Consider the following 21,461-nt stretch of genomic DNA (forward strand, 5'->3'; position numbering starts at 1 on the left):
GTGTTCTCCATGTCTTGCCTCACACGTCCAGCAGCACGCGGTGCTTGATGTGCCGCGCAAAGACCTGCATGAACTGCGGATCCAGGCGCGCGCCCCAGACTGCCAACGAGTGGCCGCTGATCCACAGCGCAATACCCGGCAGCCAGAGCTGCAAGCCCAGTCCAACCGCAGCCGCCAGCGTGCCATTGGCAATCGCCACGGTGCGTGGTGCGCCACCCAGCAGGATGGATTCGGTCAGGGACCGGTGCAGCGGCACCTCAAAACCCGGTGTATTGGCTGTGACTGCGCTCATGTCAGTACCGCTCCACCCGAGAAGCTGAAAAAGGTCAGGAAGAATGACGATGCGGCAAACGCAATCGACAACCCGAACACAATCTGCACCAGTTTCCGAAAGCCACCGCTGCTGTCACCAAACGCTAGCGTCAATCCAGTGGTAATGATGATGATCACCGCCACGATGCGGGCCACTGGTCCTTGAACCGATTCGAGGATGGACTGTAGCGGTGCCTCCCACGGCATGTTCGAGCCTGCGGCTTGGGCAGGGATGGCGATAGCCAGCAGCAGCGCCGTGATGGCCGCGGCCTGAAGGACTGGTTTTACGGAAATGCGTGAAGTCGTCATGAAGGTTCTCCGGTAGTGGGTAGGTTGGTGACGGGTGAAATTGAAGGAAACGACGGCATCAGATCGGGACTGAGCTGGTAGCCGTGGCTGTCAAAGCCGATGACCCGTGCAATCTCCTGCACGCGCCGATGCCGACCGCGACCAGCGATGAAGACGATGACGTTGACCGCCTCGGCGATCAGTGCGCGGGGAACCGTGACCGAGACTTCCTGAATCAGTTGCTCCAGCCGGACCAAGGCGCCATGGGCTGAACCGGCGTGCACGGTGGCAATGCCGCCCGGATGCCCGGTACCCCAGATCTTGACCAGGTCCAGCGCTTCCCCACCGCGTACTTCGCCGACCACCACGCGGTCCGGTCGCAGCCGCAGCGTGGCACGCACCAAGTCGGCCATGGTGCTGACACCCGGCTCGGTGCGCATGCAGACATGGTCGTCGGATCGGCACTGCAATTCCACCGTGTCTTCGAGGATCATGACCCGGTCGCCGGTATCGGCAATCTCGTCGAGCAGCGCATTGGCCAGCGTGGTCTTGCCGGTGCTGGTGCCACCACATACGACGATGTTGAGGCGCTCACGCACGGCAGCACGGAGAAATACGGCTTGCGCTTCGGTCAGAATGCCATCGGCCACATAGTGGCTCAGCGTCATGATGCGTAACGCCCGCTTGCGGATCGCAAACGAGGGCGCACGCACCACCGGTGGCAATACCCCCAGGAAACGCTCCCTGGTCTCGGGCAGTTCGGCCGACAAAATAGGCGCACCTGCACTCACTTCGGCCCGCACGTGCGCTGCCACTAGGCGGATGATCCGCTCGGCCACGGCTGGCGGCAAGGTCGTGCCGGTCGGGGAACGACCCGAGCCCAGCCGGTCCAGCCACAGAGTACCGTCCGGGTTCAGCAGAACCTCCACGACTTCCGGGTCTTCCAGTGCTGCTGCAATCTCAGGACCCATGGCCGTGCGCAGCATGCGGATGCGGCGCTCCAGAGAGACGGCGGCACTGCCACCGCTACCGTCTCCGTCACTGCGGACCACACCGTCCCCCGCGTCTTTGTCAGGCTTGCGGATCATTGGTTACCTCCCCTTCCTCGTGTTCTGGTGTGGTCGCCTGGGAAGCCAGGTCATCTGGCGCAACCTCTTCATGGACTTCCCGGACCAGGCTGCGCCCGCGTTGAATGTGGCGGGCAAGCTGTTCGATAAACTGGGCATAACGGGCACGGCCCTGCGCACGGGCTGCATCCTGCTGGCCTTCGGGCACGGGCAATGAGACCGTCAGGAAATAGCGGATGTGGAGCGCCACCGTTTCAATCAGGATGGACTGATCACGCTCCAGCCTGTCGAACTGGTGCGAGAGGCGGTCCAGCCGTTTACCCATGGCGGCCTCGCGCTGGTCGGCAGCATCCGGTGAAAGGAATGAAGCTAGAGCCGCCGCAATCACCGCCGACTTGGACACGCCCTTGTGCACGGCGGCGAGCTGGTCCAAGCGCTTCGCGTGATCGGGTTCAATGAAGATATTGAGACGGGTCCGACTCATAGTGCAATCCCGTCGTCCGGGTCCAGTGCTGCGAGTCGCGCGGTGCGCTGCGTTCGTTGGTCTGTATCCCCTATATCCGACCCATCCCGCCTGTCCCGCTTCAGGCCGTGTGGTTGCAGTGACATGTCGTCCTCGTCATCGAGCACCAGCAGGTCGTCACTATCCATCAAGGGCTGGACATCGAGCGCAACGTCCAATTCAGGCTTGAGCTGATGGCCGCCTTCGTCGGCAAACCCGCCTGACGGGTTCGCGGTCAAGGTCTCGGACGCTGCAGGTATCGGCAGTCCGCTCCAGTCGTCTGGCCGCGCCATGGGCTTGTCTGCATAGCCGTCCAGCGCCAGCACAGGCGGCGCCAGCATCCGGCCCATGAAATTTCGGTCCTGGTAGTAGCGCAGCTTTGCGGCCTTGATCGGCGGATGACCCGACACCATCACGACTTCCTCATCAGGTGGCAACTGCATTACCTCGCCCGGTGTGAGCAAGGGGCGTGCAGTTTCCTGCCGTGAGACCATCAGGTGCCCGAGCCATGGGGCCAGCCGGTGGCCGGCGTAGTTGCGCTGCGCGCGCAATTCAGTGGCTGTGCCCAGGGCTTCAGAAATTCGCTTGGCTGTGCGCTCATCGTTGGTTGCGAACGCAATGCGCACATGGCAGTTGTCGAGAATCGAATGGTTCTGGCCATAGGCCTTGTCGATCTGGTTCAGGGATTGCGCAATCAGGAAGGCACGCAATCCATAACCTGCCATAAAGGCCAGAGCAGACTCAAAGAAGTCCAGACGGCCCAGCGCCGGGAACTCGTCCAGCATCAGCAGCAGCTTGTGCCGACGTGCGATGCCGTCCGAACCATCCAGCGATTCGGTCAGGCGTCGGCCGATCTGGTTCAGGATCAAGCGGATCAGCGGCTTGGTGCGGCTGATGTCGGAGGGCGGCACCACCAGGTACAGCGACACCGGGTGTTCTGCGGAAATCAGATCAGCAATGCGCCAGTCGCAGCGTGAGGTGACTTCAGCCACCGTCGGATCGCGGTAAAGCCCCAGAAAACTCATCGCGGTAGAGAGAACCCCCGAACGTTCGTTGTCACTCTTGTTCAGCACTTCGCGGGCTGCTGAAGCAACGACCGGGTGAGTGACGTCGCCCAGATGCCGCGTCGTCATCATCCGGTGCAGCGTGATCTCGAACGGATTGGCTGGATCGGACAGGAAGTTGGCGACACCGCGTAGGGTTTTATCGTCACCGGCGTAGAGCACATGCAGGATGGCGCCCACCAGCAGGGCATGTGATGTCTTCTCCCAGTGGTTGCGCCGCTCCAGTGCGCCTTCGGGGTCCACGAGGATGTCGGCGATGTTCTGCACGTCGCGCACCTCGTGCATGCCGCGCCGTACTTCCAGCAAAGGGTTGTATGCAGCAGAGCGTGCATCAGTGGGGTTGAACAGCAGGCAATATGAGAAACGTGAGCACCAGCCTGCGGTTAGCTGCCAGTTCTCACCCTTGATGTCGTGGATGACGGCGGAGCCGGGCCATGACAGCAGTGTTGGCACCACCAGGCCGACACCCTTACCGGAACGGGTGGGCGCGAAGGCCATCACGTGTTCCGGACCTTCGTGGCGAAGGTAGTCACCTTCCTTGGTACGCAACCTCCCCAGGAACACACCAGCAGGTTGGGTCAGGCCTGCCGCCCGAACTTCTTCAGGTTCGGCCCAACGGGCAGAGCCGTAGGTGGTGACACGCTTCGCGAGACGTGATCGCCAGACAGCCATCGCAATGGCGGCACCGGTTGCGAGCAATCCGCTGGAGGCTGCGATGATGCCACCGCGCAGGAAAACATCGGGCGCATAGGCGTCAAAGAAATACCACCACTCGAACAGGCTCCACGGGTGATAGATTGGGGTGCCGAACAGGTCAAACCAGGGTAGTCCGAGCTGCGGCTGGCAACCAAGCGCTGCCGATGTCCATTGGGTTGCCGCCCAGATACCACTAAGCGTGATCCCCAACACTACTGCAATCTGACCAAACAGGATACCTGTCGGCATGAACCCGCCCTTTGTATCGATTTCTTGCACGCGTGCCACCACGGCACCGCGTGCATGAAGTTTCGATTCGAAGCACGGCACTACACACCCATGCTGGCGTAGCGCAGCGAAGTGCGGACACAGTTCAGGCGTGGATAACGGCAATGCATGTCTTTACCTTGCATGCACAGCCGGACTTTGAGCGAGACTTGCGGGTAATAGATGCCAGCGTGAATGACTTCGCTGTTGCGTGAGCTGGTGCCGGTACCGGTGGTCACCGCCAGCACCATGACCTCGCACCCTGCCAGGCCCACCCACACCGGTGCCGATGACAACCGCGTCGACCCGGTACATCAGCCTGGCTGACCTTGTATGCCTTCAAACCCTTCAATCACGTTGACTGCATTCACCCCAGTTTGGTGAAATCGTCAGGCTGCAGCAAACGGTGCTCATCGGGCTGAACTGCCGCGTAGTGCTCACCAATCCGTCAACGTGACAGTGCTGTTGGGGCCTTGAACGCTTGGCTCAGGACAATCAGTACGATCGTCACGCCAATGAGGCATGTCGAGATCGCCGCGATCGTAGGATCGACCTGGTCCCGGAGGGCGTTGAACATACGGCGATTCAATGTCGCCGCAGAACCGTTCGAGATGAACATGGCAACGACGACCTCGTCGAACGACGTAAAAAAGGAAAAGAGCGTCGCCGAGAGCACCGACGCCTTGATCTGCGGCACGGTTACGGTGAAAAATGCACGCAGACGAGTCGCCCCGAGGCTGCGGGCCGCCTGTTCCTGATTGCCGTCATAGGATGCCAGCCCTGCCGTCACAAGGATAACGACGATGGGCAGCGCCAAGGCAGTGTGGACAAAGGTAAGCCCAAAGGTGGTGTTCACCAGGCCGAGCCGCGCGAAGACGAAGAGCGAGCCCACAGCCACGAGGATGATCGGCACGGCCATAGGCAATGCGAAAAGGCTGAGGAGAAACGACCGCCAGCGCGCACTGCCGGCCCAGATACCGTAGGCCGCTGACGTACCGATGACCGTCGCGCAAATTGTCGTGAGGATGGCTACCCGGACCGAAGTCAGCGTCGAAGTCATCCATTCGGGTGACGAGAAATAGTTGCTGTACCATTTCAACGACAGTTCGCGGGGTGGGAATTCCAAGTCCTGCGTCCCGGAAAAGCTCATCGGAACGACGATCAACGTCGGCAGTATCAGGAAAATCAGGATAAGAACCGCGAAAACATACAGCCAGAGGCGCTGTCGATGGGTGACCTGGAGAATGGAAGCCGAGCGATTCAACCAAGTCATGAAAACGTACTCCGTTTTGTTTTACGTGCGAGAACTGTTGCGATTGCGAGCAATGCGAGGGTGATGGCGAGCAATACGATCCCCAGTGAGCTTGCGGCACCCCAGCTGGAATACAGCCGCACGTTGGCGTCGATCCGCATGGCTGCCATGATGACCTGCCCACCTCCGAGCACTGCGGGTGTCGTGTAAAAACCGAGGCACATGACGAACACCAACAGGATGCCTGACAAGAATCCGGGCAATGACAACGGGAAGAACACGTCCCAAAACGCCTTCGACGGTTTGGCCCCCAGATTGCAAGCTGCGGCCACGAGATTTTGATCGATCGCTCGCATGGACGCGTAAAGAGGAAGCACCATAAAGGGAATCATGATGTGGACCATACCGATCAGCGCGCCAGTCATGTTGTGCGCAAGCTGCAGCGGCTCGTCGATCAGTCCCATGCCGATCAGAGCTTTGTTGACGAGCCCGTTGTACTGCAAGAGCACGAGCCAAGCATAGGTGCGAACGAGAACGGCTGTCCAGAACGGGACAAGAATGAAAAGAAGCACGTATTTCAGTGTCTTCTCCGGCAGTTGGACCAGAAAATAGGTGAGCGGATACCCGACCAGCGCCACGAGCAGCGTCGTGTAGAACGATACTTTGAAGGTCATTGCGAAGACCTTGGCATATACCGGTTGGCTCCAGAGCCGCTCGTAATGCTCCAGGGTGAAACCGCCCCTGTCACCGACGAAGGAAAGGTAGAGCATGACGCCTAGCGGTAGCAGGATCGCAATAAAAATCAGCGCTGCACCGAGTGCGGCAAGTGACAGCAGCCAGGCGTTTTCCGACTTTGCGGATTTCCGGAGCGCTTCAGCATTGTCGTCAGCACTATTGGTCAATGAGATCGGTGCCATATTCATCGCTTGAGATCGTTGCTCACGACGCGAGTTTCGTTCACGTGCAAGCCAACGGTGATGGGCTCTCCGYGCGCGGGAAAAAGAGACCGCGTTCCTTCTCGCAAATTCCGTCTCACCGAGATAGTTTCTCCGGTCGAAAGTTGCACGAAAGCTAAGCAGCTATCGCCTTGGAAAAGAATTCTCTCAAGAGTGCCGTTAAACATGTTGTAGGCGCTTCGATCCGTTGACGCGGTGACGATCTCCATCTTTTCCGGCCGGATGATCAGCAGCCCCTCTCCTTCGGGGGCATTCGAGTCCTTGCCAAGCTTGAGCGCCTGGTCACGGTAATAAGGTTGGCCACCGGTCGTCTTTACCGACAGGAAGTTCGATTCGCCCATGAACTCGGCGATGAACGCCGTCTTGGGCGCGTTATAAAGATCCTCGGCCGCGTCCAGCTGGGCGATCTCGCCGCCTCGCAAGACGGCGATCCGATCCGACATGGTCAGGGCCTCACGCTGGTCGTGCGTCACCAGCACGGTCGTCATCCCCAGGCGCTCGTGCATGGCCCGCAATTCGACCTGCATTAGTTCCCTCAGGTTTTTGTCGAGGGCGGATAGCGGCTCATCCATGAGAAGGATCTTCGGCTTGGCAACCACCGCGCGAGCAAGCGCGATACGCTGCTTCTGGCCGCCGGAAAGCTCAGAAATGCGGCGATTCTGGTAACCGGGCAACTGTACCGTCTCAAGCACCTGCGCCACCGCCGCATCAATCTCTACCTGGGGTCGCTTCCTGATCCTCAACGAATAGGCAATATTCTCAAATACATTCATATGGGGAAACAGCGCATAGTTCTGGAACATCATCCCGATGCCACGCTGATGAGGGGGCCTCAATATGACCTCTTCTGTTCCGAACCGAAGGGACCCATGGTCCGGTCGAATGAAGCCTGCCAGCACCATGAGCAGGGTTGTCTTTCCGGAACCCGAAGGGCCGAGAAGGGTCATGAACTCGCCGCTACGTATGTCGAGTGACACGTTCTTCAAAGCCTCTACCCGGCCATAGGTCTTACCGATATTCGTGATGCCGATCGGCAGCGAGTCCGCCGAGGCAGAGGTCAAGTGTCTTGGTTGTTTCATAACGTCGCGCGCATCCAATGCAGGGTCAAACAGGTCATGCCCATCATTTCAGTCGGGCGGCCGACCTGTGTTTCGAACCGCCCGACAAGGTGCCAACAACCTTGGTCACTAATTTCCAAGGTAGTAACTCTTACTTCGAGAGAAGCATCTCGTCAAATGCCTCCGACAGTTCGGGGCCGTTCCGATACCAGAAGTCGATGTCGGCGGTATATTGGTTGACAACGTTCTTTGGGGACGATGCCAGCCGGGCCAGAGTGGCTTCGTCAAATGTTGCGTAAGATTTCAAATTCGCCGACCCGTATGCGATGTATTTCGGCAGGTCTTTCATATATTGCGGCTTAACGACTTCCCTTAGGAACTTCAACGCGTTCGCGGTGTTCGGAGCACCCTTGACAATCGCGTAGCAGTCGTTTTCAATGCGTCCGTCGTTGAAGTTTATCCGGTACTTTGCGCCAGCATCGATGGCGGCTTGGATGCGCCCGTTATAACCGTACATCAGCGGCACTTCGCCGTCCTTGACAAGCTGCATGGACTGAGCACCGCTTTCCCAAAACACGATATGAGGCTTAAGCTCTGCGAGCTTAGCGATCGCAGCCTTGCGACCTTCTTTCGTACTGAGAAACTTGTAGATCTCACTACGTGGATAACCCAAAGCCAGAACCGCTGCTTCGACCGTGCTGCGTGGATTGCGATACATTCCGCGCTTGCCGGGAAACATCTTGACGTCCCAAAACTCCTTCATGTTCTGCGGACCTCGACCACCGTATGCTACGGTGCTGTAGGAAATCACTGTGGAATAGACACTGGTGCCGATGCAGTAATCGGAGACCGTACCAGGCACATAATCGCTACGATTCACGATGTCGGCGGGTAGCTTGATGATGACGCCGGCATCGGCAGCAAGTTTGCTTTCAAACATGGCAAGCTGCACGATGTCCCAAGTCACTGCTCGGGCATCGACCTGCGCCCTCGCCTCTCCCCAGTTCTGGGTGGTGTCTTCCCCGACAGTCATACCCAACGCCTTCGAGACAGGCTTCCAAAACGCCTCCCGTTGCGCGACTTGAGAGTTACCCCCAGATGACGCGATGACCACGTCAGCCGCGTGCGCCGCCGCAGCAAAAGCACCGATCAACGCAAAGGCCGCTGCGGAAAGCAGGCCGCGATAAAAATATGTGTGTGTCATGCATTTACTCCTGGTGTTGATAAATTCCCGACGTTTCGGACTTAATTTTACACTATTTTTGATTGAATAGTGTTAACATCAATCATTATGCAAGCATTCAGAAAAATATAACGCAGGGAAAACCCTTGCCATATTTGACTATGACTGCGCCAACCTTGTTCGATCTGAACATTATTGACGTGGAGTAAGTGACCATGAGCGACAAGCGCAGCGACCGTCACGAAGAGCTTTGCAAGCGGTTCAGCGTCTCCGGAATGACCATCCGGCGCGACCTGTCTGAGCTTGAAAAGGAAGACCTGCTTATTCGCACGCATAGCGGTGCCAGGCTGAAGGAGGCGGCATTTTTCGAACTGTCGTTTGCGGCCAAGGCCACCCAATTTAGTCCGCACGTCCAATTCCGCTTACCAAAGATGACTGGAGCTATTCATGACTATTGCTAAAGGCTATGCTGCGACTGACGCGTCGAAACCGCTGACGCCCTTTACCTTCGAGCGCCGCACGCCGAACCCTGACGATGTGGTGATCGACATCAAGTTCGCAGGCGTCTGCCACTCGGACATCCACACCGTCCGCAACGAATGGAAGAACGCGAAATACCCGATCGTTCCGGGTCACGAGATCGTTGGCATCGTTTCGGCCGTCGGCTCGAAGGTCACCAAGTTCAAGGTCGGCGACCGCGTCGGCGTCGGCTGCTTCGTCGACAGTTGTGTCGGCTGCGCCAGCCGCGACCTCGACAACGAGCAGTACCTACCAGGCCTCGTTGATACCTACAACGACGTTGAGGCTGACGGAAAGACCCCGACCCAGGGTGGGTATTCCGATCATGTCGTCGTCAAGGAAGGCTACGTCCTGTCAATCCCGGACAACCTGCCGCTCGATGCCTCCGCACCGCTGCTCTGCGCTGGCATCACGCTCTACTCGCCGCTCCGCCACTGGAATGCCGGCCCCGGCAAGAAGGTGGCAATCGTCGGAATGGGCGGTCTCGGCCACATGGGCGTCAAGCTCGGCGCCGCCATGGGCGCTGAGATAACCGTCCTCTCCCAGTCGCTGTCGAAGAAGGAAGACGGCCTGAAACTAGGTGCCAAGGAATATTACGCGACCAGCGACGCCTCGACCTTCGAGAAGCTCGCTCGCACCTTCGACCTCATCATCTGCACCGCAGGTGTCGTGATCGACTGGAACGCCTATCTCCGCCTGCTCAAGGTCAACGGTTCGATGGTCATCGTCGGTGCGCCGGAACACATGATCCCGGTCCATGCCTTCTCGCTGATCCTCGGCCGCAGGAGCCTCTCAGGCTCAATGAACGGCTCGATCAAGGAAACCCAGGAAATGCTGCATTTTTGCGGAGAGCACAACATCGTGTCGGAAATAGAGAAGATCAATATACAAGACGTCAACGAAGCCTACGAACGCGTGCTGAAGAGCGACGTGCGCTACCGCTTCGTCATCGACATCGCATCGCTCGTCACCTGATATATAAAAAGATTTACTGGAGACGCGCGGTTGCGAGCGCTACTCCATCCAGACACCACCGCCGACAGTCAGTGAGATGCCAGCCATGAAGTTTCTTTGGGGCAACGCGAGGAAGCCGATGATGCCTGCGACGCAAGTGCGCCGGGCGGATCGCCGGCGAGCTAGTGCCGTCCCAAAGCAGCCGGGACATGGCCTTCAGCATTGCCGACGTGCTGCATGAGAGGACGCCATAGTTGCCGATCTTGCCCGAATCTCCCAGCGACGCACCGCGACCCCACGGATTCCAGCTCAAACACGGTGACGTTTTGACCGCTCCTCCTTAGTCACAACGCGGTGCTGATGCCGATGATGCCGCCGCCGATCATGGCGACATTCAGCGGAGCCGCAGCCTGTTCTATGGAAAGCGTATCCGAAGCAATCACTGCTCCACCCCAAAAACATGCGCCCTCGCGCCGCTGCCGGGTTCGAGATATTGCCGCGGCCGCATCGGCGTCGAACGCCCCCCTCGCCCGGCAATCGCAAACCTCTGATGCTTACTTGACCTAATGTTCGATTTATGTCACAATTAAACATTAAACAATCTTTTCAAGAAAGTTAAGTTTTGTTTGAATCAAACACATTAGTGACTTGGGATAAGTAAACATGAGCGACAAACGCAGCGACCGTCAGAAGACTTTGCTTGAGTATCTCGGTGAAGTCGGCACGGGCAGTATCGACGAGCTTTGCAAGCGGTTCGGCGTCTCCGAAATGACCATCCGGCGCGACCTGTCTGAGCTTGAAAAGGAAGACCAGCTTATTCGCACGCATGGCGGTGCCAGGCTGAAGGAGACGGCATTTTTCGAACTGTCGTTTGCGGCCAAGGCCACCCAATTTGTTGCCGAAAAGAAGCGGATCGCCGAGCGTGCGGCTGAACTCGTTCAGGACGGAGACACGATCATCATCGATTCCGGAACGACGACCGGTCATTTCGCCCGTCTGCTCAGGGATCGCCGCCTCACCGTTGTGACGAACGCATTGAATGTCGCAACCGATTTGATCGATGGACGGCAGATCGACCTGCATATTTGCGGAGGGGCTCTGCGCCGGGGACCCGTAGCCGCGGTCGGTCAGGTGGCCGCGAAGTTCTTCGAATCAATCCGCTGCGACCGCCTCTTCATGGGTGTCGACGGAATCGAACACACGGGCATCATGACGGTGCCGGATATCGAAGAGGCTATGGTGAAGCAGATCATGATGCGCGCGGCCCGCGAGGTGTTTGTTCTCGCAGATCACAGCAAGCTCGGGCGCAATTCGCTTGGCGTCATCGATGGTCTTGGTTCCGTGACGGCATTGATAACGGGCAAGGAAGCAAGCTCATCGGGTTTGGCACCTCTCCGCGGTCTGACGAACGTGATCACCGTATGAGCTCGAGTTCCTGCAGCAAAGCAGCTGATCCGGCCGCCAGTAACGGCCAACATTTTGTCTTCCGGAGCAGGAAACGGGCTTCGGGAACAGTCTTCCACTGTCACGACGCCTGATATTAGGCAACCTTATGAACATACTGGATATAGGAGATACCATGACGAACCCAATGGATAGATTTCGCCTCGATGGCCAAACCGTCATCGTCACGGGCGCTGCCCGAGGCATTGGTCTTGCCGTAGCGGAATTGTGCGTACATGCAGGCGCCAATGTCGCGATCATCGATATTCTCGAGCAGCAGGGCGAAGCCTCGGCGAAGCGGCTGGCTGAAGTGTCCGGCAAGAAAGTCCGCTTCTACGGCGCGGATTTGTGCGACTGGACGAAGGCCGAGGCGGTGGTTCAGGACATTGGCCGTGATTTCGGTCCGACACATGTTCTGATGAACTGCATCGGCATCGGCCCCAATACGGACTTCCTGAAGATCTCCCCGCAGGAATGGCAGAACGTGATGAACGTCAACGTCAATGCCCAATTCTTCATTGCACAGGCCGTGGCGAAGGGCATGGTCGAAACTGGTGGCGGCAGCATCGTATCGATCGGCTCAAACTCCGGCCTTATCGTCGACCGTCCGCAGCCGCAGGCGCATTACAACGCCAGCAAGGCTGCCGTGCATCAGATGATCAAGTCGATGGCGGTCGAGCTCGCCCCACAAAAGATCCGCGTTAACGCCGTGGCACCCGGCTTCGTCATGACGGATATGACGAAGGATGCCATCACCAATTCCGGCTGGCTGCCCATCTGGGAGCGTAATACACCGATGGGTCGCTTGGCCAAGCCGGAAGAGATCGCCTTCGCCATGCTGTATCTCGCCAGTGACGCGGCAAGCTATGTGACCGGCAGCATCCTCGTGGTCGATGGCGGTTATACCTGCTGGTAATCCTTAGGCGCCTGGTCGCGAACTCGCGCGCGCTATTCCACATGAGCGCCTCTGCGAACGCACGGAAAGATAACCTGCGCAGCGAGTACGCATCCAGTCAACACAATCGACAGCAACTTGATTTTATCGAGCACGCACGTCCGCGTGCCAGAGTGGAGACTTTGATTATGAGTGATGAGACGAAAAACGCGGTCAGTTCCCGCCTTACCGAACGCGCCGCCAAAGAATTGGCCGATGTCATCTACCGGCCGGCAATGGCCGGGTTCGACAACCAGGCGCTGGATGCGCTGCTCCAGCTGAACGAGGCCCATGCCGTGATGCTGGTCGAACAGGGCCTGATCGACCGCTCGGTGGGACGATCGATACTGAAAGCCATGGCTCGGATACGCGCAGAGGGCGTCGAAGCGATGGACCTCGATCCCCAGTTCGAGGACAGTTACTTTGCCTTTGAAAATCGCCTCGCGGCCATTGCGGGAGAAGATGCCGGTTTCCTGCACACCGGACGCAGCCGCAACGACCTCGGAGCGACTCTCGACAGGATGAGGACCCGCTCCCTGTGCCTAAGGATGATGGAAGGCCTGAACCGCGCCCGCGCCGCCTGCGAGGCAAAAGCGGCTGAACACGCCGAAAGCATCATGCCGGGCTATACCCATCTCCAGCCGGCGCAGCCGATAACCTTCGGCTACTTCCTCACCAACGTCGCGTCGGCCCTGTCCCGAGAGCATGACAAGATTGCCGCGGTCTATGGGCGCATCAACCTGTCGAGCCTCGGCGCAGCCGCCTTGGCCGGCACCAGCTTCAACGTCGACCGTAGCCGAGTCTCGGACCTCCTAGGGTTTGATGGGTTGGCGAGCCCGTGCCTTGAAGCAGTGGCGTCGCGGGATTTCGTGACCGAGCTCTTGTGGACTTCCACCAGCGCGCTGTCGATGCTGAGCCGTGTCGCACAAGACATGTATGTGTTCTGCACCCACGAATTCGCGACCATCTCCTTCCCGGACCGAATTGCGGGCACCTCAAGCATCATGCCCCAAAAGAAGAACATGTTCGCGCTGGAATATTTCCGCGCGGCCGCCGGACGCAGCATTGGCGCGCTAAGCGGTACGTTGGCGAACATCAAAGGCAGCAATTATTCCATCGGCCTAGACTCGACCCGCGAAGGGATCGTGGATGCCTGGCCGTCATTGGCGCTTTTCGTCGATGCGATGGAGCTTCTCAGGCTAGTCTTCGAATGCGTCGATGTGAAGAAGGGACGGTTAGAGCAAAGATGCTACGAGAACTTCTCTACCGCAACCGATCTTGCCGACGGACTGGTGCGTGAATGCGGCCTGTCCTTTCGCGAAGCGCATCACGTCGTCGGCGGCGCGGTGCAACGTGCGATCGATGCCGGTCTCGATGCCGGCGGAATGACGGTCGAGACGATCAACGCGTCCGCCGTGAAAGAGCTCGGTCGCCCGCTGGCGATTACGCCAGAGTTCGTCCGCGATTGCCTCGATCCGGTGCGATCCGTCCATGCTCGCACGACGCCGGGTGGCACCGCACCGTCCGAAGTCCGGCGCATGCTGGCGTTCCTGGCGACAAAGCGCGCCCAGGACATCGATCTCGTCACGACCCGTCTGCGCGGTGTCGATCTCGCCAACGAGTGTCTCCGTAAAGCGATTCAAACCATAGTCGCCTGATTTTCATAACCTTCCAACTTGAAAGAACCTGCCATGCTCAATTTTGACGAACCCCGCTTCCTGCGCATCCAATCGGGTGCCGTGGCCCTGGCCGAACGAATCGACAACACCATCGCCTCCGCGCTAAACGCCGGAGCAGAAAACATCCTCTTTCTGGGAACCGGCGGCGTTGCCTACCTGATGCAGCCCGCCTACCAGCAGCTGCAGCGTCACTCGAAATTCCCCGCCTTCATCGACTACCCATCTGAACTGGTTCTTACCGACTCCGTGAACCTGACGAACAAATCGATCGTTGTCATGCCATCACTTTCCGGCACGACGAAGGAGAGCGTCGCAATGCTCGCCAAACTCAAGGAGATCGGGGCAACCGTCCTCACTTTCGTGGGGCACGGGGAAACCCCCCTGGGCAAAGGCGGTGACCATGTCTTCATCAATTTTGCGGAAGACGATACGTCCTGCGAATCCTTTTATCTCCAGTCGCTGCTTGTGGCGCTGTCGATCATGAAATTCCGGAAAGAAATCGACAACTATGACTCCATTGTCTGGGAATTGAAGCGTCTGCCGAAGTTGCTGTTGGAAGTGAAGCGTGCGTTCGAACCCAAGGCGGAGGCCTTCGCCGCCCGCATCGCGGCATCCGACTACCATATCTTCACCGGCGGCGGCAATACTTGGCCTGCGGCCCTGTATTACGGCACCTGCATCCTGGAAGAAATGCAGTGGATTCGCACTCGTCCGGTCCATGCGTCAGACTTTTTCCATGGCACGCTTGAGCTTGTCGAAAAAGGCGTCAGCGTCGTGCTTTTCAAGGGAGAGGATGCATATCGTCCGCTGGCCGAACGCGTTGAGAATTTTGTGCCGAGCTACACCGACAAGCTGACCGTCCTCGATAGCAAGGAATTCGTCCTCCCCGGAATTTCGGACGAAGTTCGTGCCCTTGCCTCGCCGATTGTTCTCGCCACCGTGCTGGAGCGAGTGAGCGCGCATCTCGAAGTCATGCGCAATCACCCACTGGTAACGCGCCGCTACTATAAGCGCGTCGCTTATTGATTCGCCTCATGTCCGTCGCCGATTCATACGGCGACGGAAATTCATCTCTAGAAGTAAGTCAATGCCCGGTTTCGAAGTCGCGGCGGTCGGCGATAACTACATCGATCGTCGAAGTTTGGCGGTGCAGCCAAGGAGTGCTCAATGATGTGCCGAAACTTGGCAATACAACTATATGGAAAGAGTTCAGAATGACTAAGGATTCACAACCATTGAACAATCAGGTTGCAGTGGTTACGGGCGCAGGCGAAGGTATTGGCCGCGCCATCGCGGCGCGTCTGGGCGAGCTTGGCGCGCATGTCGTCGTCACCGATCGCGATGCGGACAAGGCTGAGCGCGCTGCCGATGAAATCAGGAAATCAACCATCCAGACGTCGGCAGAGGCTCTGGATGTGACCGACGCTACTTCGATCGACTCGGCGCTTTCCCGAGTCCTGTCCAGCCATGGCAGGATTGACATCTGGTGCAACAATGCCGGTGTCAGCACCATGCAGCGTTTTGTCGACATTACCGAGAACGAGTGGAACTTCAATTTCGAGGTCAATGCCAAGGGCACTTTTCTCTGTAGCAGGGCAATAGCAAGGCAGATGCTCAAGCAGGATCGGCGCGAGAACGGTCTGCGCGGCAAGATCATCAACATGGCAAGTGTGGCGGGCAAGACGGGCAAGGCACCGTATCTTGCCCACTACATCGCCTCCAAGTTCGCCGTTGTCGGTCTGACGCAGGCAATGGCCAGCGAACTGTCCCCTGATGGCATTACAGTCAATGCGGTCTGCCCCGGGTATGTGCGCACGTCGATGCAGGAACGCGAAATCGCCTGGGAAATGAAATTGCGGGGCCTGACGAGCGAACAGGTGCAAGAGCTCTACATCAAGGACACCCCCCTTGGTCGGTTGGAAACCCCGGAAGATGTCGCAGGCGTCATCGGCTTTCTCGCATCGCCCCAAGGAAATTTCATGACCGGCATCTCGCTGACTGTCAGCGGTGGCGCCTGGATGGAGTAAGCGCTCGTAACCGCACGTCGTCGATGCCTAATTTTGACAAGAACTGTTATTTGTCATTCGGCGCGGTGGGGCTGGTGCCTGAGATTGACCAAATCTTTTTTATCGCTGATCGGGCAAGATTTCGAGAACATCTGTTTCCTCGGCACAGGCGGCGTCGCCGTCCAGACGACGATCTCGCGTGGCGGCAGTCCAGCATTCGTTGTCTACGGCTTCATTCACGTCATTTATTTCCTGCAGTGCTGGCTGATTCACACGCCGGGCGTGTGTTCGAGAACCATTTTGCAAAACCCCATGCAAAGCAGTCGTCAACCAGTCGCAAGTCGAACRCTGCGCCAGTTGCGGACAAACCGATCGACCTTACCAACCCCTAAAGGCCAAACCGATGCAACAGCATTTTATAGATCATGAACGTCTTCTCGCTGAGATAGTCTGCGGTGCGGCTCCAACCTTCTCCGAGGTAGAGATGGCAAGGGCTGCGCGGCATTTCGCCGATCTGGTCGGGGTGACGCTCGCTGCAGCCGAAGAGCGATCGGTCGGTGCCCTTGCCGCGCTTTGCCAGGATACCAACAGCGCAGTTGGATCGGCCAGGATATGGGGAACGAAGCGGCGGCTATCGTTGCGCGATGCTGGTTTGGTCAACGGCTATGCAGCGCATTGGCACGATTTCGACGACGACGAAACCGACATCACCATGGCCCATCTCACGGTGACGGCGATGACGGCGGCAGCGGTCATCGGCGACAGTCGGCCAGGGATCCCGGGCGAGGCAGTCCTCCACGCTTATCTCTTGGGTACCGAGTTGGCCATGTCCATCGGCAGATTGATCAACCCGGGCCACTACCTGCACGGGTGGCATGCGACAGCGACACTTGGAACTTTTGCTGCGTGCGCCTCTGCCGGGCGCCTTCTCGGTCTTGACGTTGAAGCCATGCGGAACGCACTTGGCATGGCGGCCTCCTCCGCGAGCGGCATCCGCAGCAATTTTGGCAGTCATGCCAAACCGCTGCAGGTCGGCCAGGCCGTTGCCAACGGCATTTTCGCGGCCGAATGCGCCGCAGCGGGTCTTCAGTCCGCAGCTGGCAGCCTGTTGGGTCCAAGGGGCTACGTCGCGCTCCAGGGCGGCGACTTGTCGCGCCTGGAAACCGTCATCAGCGGCTTCGGCAAGCCCTACGGGTTCTCTGCCGGCGGAATGGTCATCAAGTCCTACCCCTGCTGCACGGCCTCGCATACCGCCATCTGGGGTGTGCTTGGGCTTGCCGCCACGCACCACGTCAAGGCCGCCGATGTCGAACGCATCATATGCAATATCGATCCAGGGGTCTTCGGCATCCTAATCTACAACCGACCTCGAACGCCGGTCGAGGCCAAGTTCAGCCTGCCGTTCGCGCTGGCGGCAGCGGCCGTTTTAGGTCGGGTCGGGATCAGCGAATTTAACGATGCAACTTTGGCTGATCCTGCCGTGCACGAGATGATGGAGCGTGTCGAAGCGGTCCATGATTCTGGGCTGCCCAGGGGACCAAGCGGCATTTCCGTCTCGTGTCGCGTGGCGCTCGTCCTTCGGGACGGCAGGCGTGTCGAGGCGTTCTGCGAAGCGGTTCCGGGCAGCGCGGGCAATCCACTGGGCGACGAGGCGTTGCTCGCCAAGTTCACCGCATGCACGACGGGCTTGCTGAGCGAAACGCAGGCGAAACAGCTATTCAATCTCTTGCTCTCATCCAGCTCGTGTCCGAATTTTTCGAAACTTGTCGATGCATTCGCGCCCTTGCCTGCCTGATCGGTATCGTCACTGTGCTGGAGCGGGTGATCGCGCATCTGGGAGTCATGCACGATCACCCGCCGGTAATGCGTCGGTACCACAAGCGCGTCGCGTATTAATTTACCTCATGTCCCTCGCCAATTTATACGGCAGCGGACATCCATCTCTAGGAGCAAGTCAATGCCGGATTTTGAAGTCGCGACGGTCGGCGACAACTGCATCGATCGATACCTGCCCCCGGTTGGGCTCGCGGCAATCGGCGGCAACGCCGTCAATGTCGCGGTCCATCTTCGAAAGCATGGCCTGCATACCGCTTATTTCGGTGCTGTTGGGCCGGATGACGACGGCCGCCGTATGCTGGATTACTTCAGGAAGAACGGCCTTAACCTAGACCACGTCCAAGTCAATGATGGCGTTACCGCCTATACCAATCTTGACATCGACGAGGCCGGAGATCGCATCATCACGTTCGAGGAATTCGGCGTTTGCCGGACATATCGACCGACCGAAGCGGATGTCAAAGTCCTGCTCGCGATGCGCCATGTCCACATCGGCTGGCTGGACGACGGCGGAGAACTGAAGCGTCGGCTTGGTACCGCTGGCGTCAGCGTATCCCAGGACATCACCGTCAATCCAGGCGCCGATGGGCTGGCGATCGCCTTCGGCTCCGCCGGTTCCGATCCGCATGCCGCAATTGACATCGCGAATGGATATTTGGCACAGGGTGCCGCACTCGCGGTGGTCACGCGAGGAGCGATTGGGAGCCTCGCGACGGACGGCTCCATCGTGGTCGAGACCGGGATACTGCCCATCGAGGTTTCCGACACGACGGGAGCTGGAGACACATTCATTGCGGGCTTCATCGCCATGCGACTCGCCGGTGGAGGTCTTCAGGAATGCCTCGAAGCCGGAAGGGACGCGGCTGCCGTTACTTGCACACATTTCGGGGGTTTCCCTCAAACGCCCATGCGTTTGTAATTTGAGGGCTGAAACAGAACCAGTCTAGTGTGCTGTCGCGTAAGCGGATGGGGAACACGTGTAGACGGCGCTGGCGCCTTGATGGCACGAGATCGCAGTTAAGTCTGGGGGGGCTGCCAGCGATGCGGCAACAATTCTTCGATCTGGCTGTTCTTGTGCGTAGGCAGGCGAGCCAGCACATCTTTCAAATAGGCATACGGATCATGCCCATTGAGCTTGGCGCTCTGAATCAAACTCATCACCGCCGCCGCACGCTGCCCCGCCCGCAGGGAGCCTGCGAACAACCAGTTGTTGCGATTATGAAAGACCTTCCCTAAACGTTCCCTAAACGGGGCTATCAGAGGTCGGTTTTTATGCAAACTGGCTGTCGTCGATCATCGATTTTCCGTCTCATGCAGACGCTGAGCCAGCCTGGCTACCCGCCATGATTCAATGAGTCTGGACGCGTGCGCGCCCTTAACGTCCGTGCTGCCGCCCCAGCCCCCAAGTAACCGATGATCCACGTACCATGGCAGAGACTTGCTGTCCCAAGCGCTGCTCCACCACAGGCCGCCACGGGACCAGACTAAAACCCATGCCATCGTCCAGCATCGCGAAGCGCCCGCTGGCGAGTTGAACTGAACGGCGGTAGACGCCGTCTGCGCGCTCGCCACCGCGCAACGGGCGATGGATTAGTCCGGTCTGTTGCTGGATCACTTTGCCCACCTCGGCCAGTTCCAGGTCACGCAAGGTTGATAGCAAGTTGCGCACTAAAACCACTTGCTGACCGCGCCGCTCGGCCAAGCCCTGCTCGACGAGGAATCCCATCCGGTCCAGCAACGCACCCCGCACATGGGCACCGAAGCCCAGCGCCGACAGGCCCTTGGCATCCCCCACCATTTGATGATCTAGCCATGTTGCGCCCGGGGAGAGTACTTGCTGCTCGATAGACAAGTGCGACCGCAGCAGGGTGGTAACGCCTGCGACCCGTTGCACATCGTGCGCATGAGCGCGCGACAAAAAGTCAGGCGGTACGCGCCAAACACCTTCAGCCATGCGTTCCACGACCCCAGTCCGGCGCAGCGCTTCGAGCCGGCGAACATGGACATCGACCACAGTTTGCGGGTCTTGATTCCCTTCCTGTCGAAGCTGCACAAGATGGTCAGCGGTGCGATAAAGACCCTCGCGCGCAACACCTGCGATATTCCGGTCCACCGTCCGCTCCCCTCCAACGGCTTGCACTTCCACTATGCCACCCACCGGCAGATCGGCCAGGTCAGTGCTGATCGGCAGGCGAACATAATGCGCACGGCCATCAATGCCATCCACCACCAGATAGGCTCGGTCATGCAACTCGTCGGCCAGACCCTTGGCGGCGATACGACCAAGGACAGGTGTTGCCAACTCGGTTTCCAAAACCAACTCTCGCTGCTGCCCCTGCAAGGCCTTGTGCATCGTGCGCAGGATGTCGCCACGCTCGCCCATCGCTGTCAGCGTCTGCTCCATCTTTGGAGACATCTTCCATCGGTTCGCATCCACGCGCTCCACCAGCTCCATCGCCTCCAACCGTTTTAACCGGGCACGAAGATGAGTTTGCCGCTGTCGATCTTTGGGTTGCTGGGTCAAGTCCACAATATCCACGGTGGCCTGCCGCAACAGTGCCCGGTCCAGGCTCGTCAGCCTCTCTTGTTCCACCTCCCGCAGCAATCCCTGCCGGATCTCCAGCTCGGTACGCGGCCCCAGCCATTCGGTTGCCAACTCGCTGGCCCGCATGCGCATCCCGTGCGCCATGTAGTCCGGCGAAATCACCAGATCCTGGCCTTTTCCTCTGCCCTCCCCTGCGCGCCCGCGCAACACAATGTGCGTGTGCGGATTGTCGGTATCCCAGTGGTCAACAGCCACCCATTCCAGCCGGGTTTCCAGGTCAGTGGTCATGCGCTGCATGAACTCACGCGTGTAACCGCGCAGGTCTTCCAGCTCCCCGGCATCTTCCACCGAGACGATGAAGCGGAACTGGTGGCGGTCGCCCTTGCCGCGTTCCTCGAAGGCCTTGAGGTCAGCCGTATCGGTCTCCGGCCCGTAGGCCTGCCCCTTCTCTCCATCGCGCGTCACGCCATCACGTTCGATATAACGCAGGTGCGTCGAAACAGATTTGGCGCCCGCCTTCTTCAGTACGACATAGCGAGACTTGATGACCACACGCCGAGCAGTTACCGCAAGGGTTTGGCCCGCCCTGCCCGCTGCGACGCGCCCTCGTCCGAATGTCGATGCAGGCCTAGCACCACCCGCGCCAGAAGCCTTGGCACCGGACTTCGATACCTGCTTCAACACCTGCGAGACGAAGCGCTGCGCCCGTTGTCCATTACCCGCACCAGAACCGCCCCTGGACGCACCTGGCTTAACCCTGAAACGGTCATCGTCACGTGTGACCATGGCACAAGCTCCAGCGCGACGCAGCGAACCGCATCCAAGACGGCACGCGGCCAACCGTGATGCCCTGCGGGTTTGCGTTCTGTGACGGCACACAGGCTGCAAGCCGGCGTGCCG

At 58.9% G+C, this 21,461-nt stretch carries 19 protein-coding genes and 2 pseudogenes; 9 read left to right on the forward strand and 12 right to left on the reverse strand.

The features are described from left to right. Nucleotides 1-19: 19 nt before the first annotated feature. The 10 genes and pseudogenes from AC1DUB_RS01810 to AC1DUB_RS01855 all read right to left on the reverse strand — a co-directional run bounded on the left by AC1DUB_RS01810 (nt 20) and on the right by AC1DUB_RS01855 (nt 8,666). On the reverse strand, nt 20-292 hold the full coding sequence (locus tag AC1DUB_RS01810) for a VirB3 family type IV secretion system protein (protein WP_477728041.1): 273 nt from the start codon (nt 290-292) through the stop codon (nt 20-22). Further along, nucleotides 289-621 carry a TrbC/VirB2 family type IV secretion system protein gene (locus tag AC1DUB_RS01815; protein ID WP_477728042.1) on the reverse strand — a complete coding sequence of 111 codons (333 nt, stop codon included), beginning with the start codon at nt 619-621 and terminating at the stop codon, nt 289-291. The genes AC1DUB_RS01810 and AC1DUB_RS01815 overlap by 4 nt, the downstream gene beginning before the upstream one ends. Further along, nucleotides 618-1,586 carry a P-type conjugative transfer ATPase TrbB gene (gene trbB, locus AC1DUB_RS01820; RefSeq protein WP_477728089.1) on the reverse strand — a complete coding sequence of 323 codons (969 nt, stop codon included), beginning with the start codon at nt 1,584-1,586 and terminating at the stop codon, nt 618-620. The genes AC1DUB_RS01815 and trbB overlap by 4 nt, the downstream gene beginning before the upstream one ends. Nucleotides 1,587-1,671: 85 nt before the next feature. Further along, the gene (locus AC1DUB_RS01825) at nt 1,672-2,151 is read right to left on the reverse strand and encodes a CopG family transcriptional regulator (protein WP_477728043.1); all 480 of its coding nucleotides are present in this window, start codon (nt 2,149-2,151) and stop codon (nt 1,672-1,674) included. Then, nucleotides 2,148-4,178 carry a conjugal transfer protein TraG gene (locus AC1DUB_RS01830; RefSeq protein WP_477728044.1) on the reverse strand — a complete coding sequence of 677 codons (2,031 nt, stop codon included), beginning with the start codon at nt 4,176-4,178 and terminating at the stop codon, nt 2,148-2,150. Before AC1DUB_RS01830 ends, AC1DUB_RS01825 begins: the two co-directional genes overlap by 4 nt. 134 nt (nt 4,179-4,312) lie before the next feature. Beyond that, nucleotides 4,313-4,511: pseudogene (locus AC1DUB_RS01835) on the reverse strand (FAD-dependent oxidoreductase); the annotation flags it as partial. A 133-nt stretch (nt 4,512-4,644) separates the two neighbouring features. After that, a complete protein-coding gene (locus AC1DUB_RS01840; protein ID WP_477728045.1) occupies nt 4,645-5,469 on the reverse strand; it encodes an ABC transporter permease in 825 nt (274 codons plus the stop codon). Beyond that, a complete protein-coding gene (locus AC1DUB_RS01845) occupies nt 5,466-6,365 on the reverse strand; it encodes an ABC transporter permease (protein ID WP_477728046.1) in 900 nt (299 codons plus the stop codon). The genes AC1DUB_RS01840 and AC1DUB_RS01845 overlap by 4 nt, the downstream gene beginning before the upstream one ends. Nucleotides 6,366-6,367: 2 nt before the next feature. Continuing rightward, nucleotides 6,368-7,465 carry an ABC transporter ATP-binding protein gene (locus tag AC1DUB_RS01850; RefSeq protein WP_477728047.1) on the reverse strand — a complete coding sequence of 366 codons (1,098 nt, stop codon included), beginning with the start codon at nt 7,463-7,465 and terminating at the stop codon, nt 6,368-6,370. 148 nt (nt 7,466-7,613) lie between these two features. Then, entirely contained in the window at nt 7,614-8,666 is a 1,053-nt protein-coding gene (locus tag AC1DUB_RS01855; protein ID WP_477728048.1) for an ABC transporter substrate-binding protein, read from the reverse strand. A gap of 194 nt (nt 8,667-8,860) precedes the next feature. Between AC1DUB_RS01855 and AC1DUB_RS01860 the strand changes: the two genes are divergently transcribed. The 9 genes from AC1DUB_RS01860 (at nt 8,861) to AC1DUB_RS01900 (ending at nt 18,935) form a co-directional block, all read left to right on the forward strand. Then, a complete protein-coding gene (locus AC1DUB_RS01860; RefSeq protein ID WP_477728049.1) occupies nt 8,861-9,106 on the forward strand; it encodes a DeoR family transcriptional regulator in 246 nt (81 codons plus the stop codon). Beyond that, nucleotides 9,093-10,139, forward strand: coding sequence for an NAD(P)-dependent alcohol dehydrogenase (locus AC1DUB_RS01865; protein ID WP_477728050.1), 1,047 nt, complete (start codon nt 9,093-9,095; stop codon nt 10,137-10,139). Before AC1DUB_RS01860 ends, AC1DUB_RS01865 begins: the two co-directional genes overlap by 14 nt. A gap of 642 nt (nt 10,140-10,781) precedes the next feature. Further along, nucleotides 10,782-11,543 (forward strand): DeoR/GlpR family DNA-binding transcription regulator, encoded by a 762-nt coding sequence (locus AC1DUB_RS01870; RefSeq protein WP_477728051.1) that lies wholly within the window; start codon nt 10,782-10,784, stop codon nt 11,541-11,543. 154 nt (nt 11,544-11,697) lie between these two features. Then, nucleotides 11,698-12,477: a glucose 1-dehydrogenase gene (locus AC1DUB_RS01875; protein WP_477728052.1), complete on the forward strand. Its 780-nt coding sequence runs from the start codon at nt 11,698-11,700 to the stop codon at nt 12,475-12,477. Nucleotides 12,478-12,644: 167 nt separating this feature from the next. Then, the gene (gene argH / locus AC1DUB_RS01880; RefSeq protein WP_477728053.1) at nt 12,645-14,153 is read left to right on the forward strand and encodes an argininosuccinate lyase; all 1,509 of its coding nucleotides are present in this window, start codon (nt 12,645-12,647) and stop codon (nt 14,151-14,153) included. Nucleotides 14,154-14,186: 33 nt separating this feature from the next. Continuing rightward, nucleotides 14,187-15,200: an SIS domain-containing protein gene (locus AC1DUB_RS01885; RefSeq protein WP_477728054.1), complete on the forward strand. Its 1,014-nt coding sequence runs from the start codon at nt 14,187-14,189 to the stop codon at nt 15,198-15,200. Between the two features lie 188 nt (nt 15,201-15,388). Next, on the forward strand, nt 15,389-16,201 hold the full coding sequence (locus AC1DUB_RS01890) for an SDR family NAD(P)-dependent oxidoreductase (protein WP_477728055.1): 813 nt from the start codon (nt 15,389-15,391) through the stop codon (nt 16,199-16,201). Nucleotides 16,202-16,583: 382 nt separating this feature from the next. After that, on the forward strand, nt 16,584-17,975 hold the full coding sequence (locus AC1DUB_RS01895; protein ID WP_477728056.1) for an MmgE/PrpD family protein: 1,392 nt from the start codon (nt 16,584-16,586) through the stop codon (nt 17,973-17,975). 162 nt (nt 17,976-18,137) lie between these two features. Next, nucleotides 18,138-18,935 (forward strand): PfkB family carbohydrate kinase, encoded by a 798-nt coding sequence (locus AC1DUB_RS01900; protein WP_477728057.1) that lies wholly within the window; start codon nt 18,138-18,140, stop codon nt 18,933-18,935. 98 nt (nt 18,936-19,033) lie between these two features. On the opposite strand, the pseudogene AC1DUB_RS01905 reads toward AC1DUB_RS01900, so the two are convergent. Then, nucleotides 19,034-19,231: pseudogene (locus tag AC1DUB_RS01905) on the reverse strand (transposase domain-containing protein); the annotation flags it as partial. A 160-nt stretch (nt 19,232-19,391) separates the two neighbouring features. Then, a complete protein-coding gene (locus tag AC1DUB_RS01910; protein ID WP_477728058.1) occupies nt 19,392-21,347 on the reverse strand; it encodes a DUF3363 domain-containing protein in 1,956 nt (651 codons plus the stop codon). Nucleotides 21,348-21,461: the final 114 nt, after the last annotated feature.

The organism is Polaromonas sp. P4_F9, from assembly GCF_056401235.1.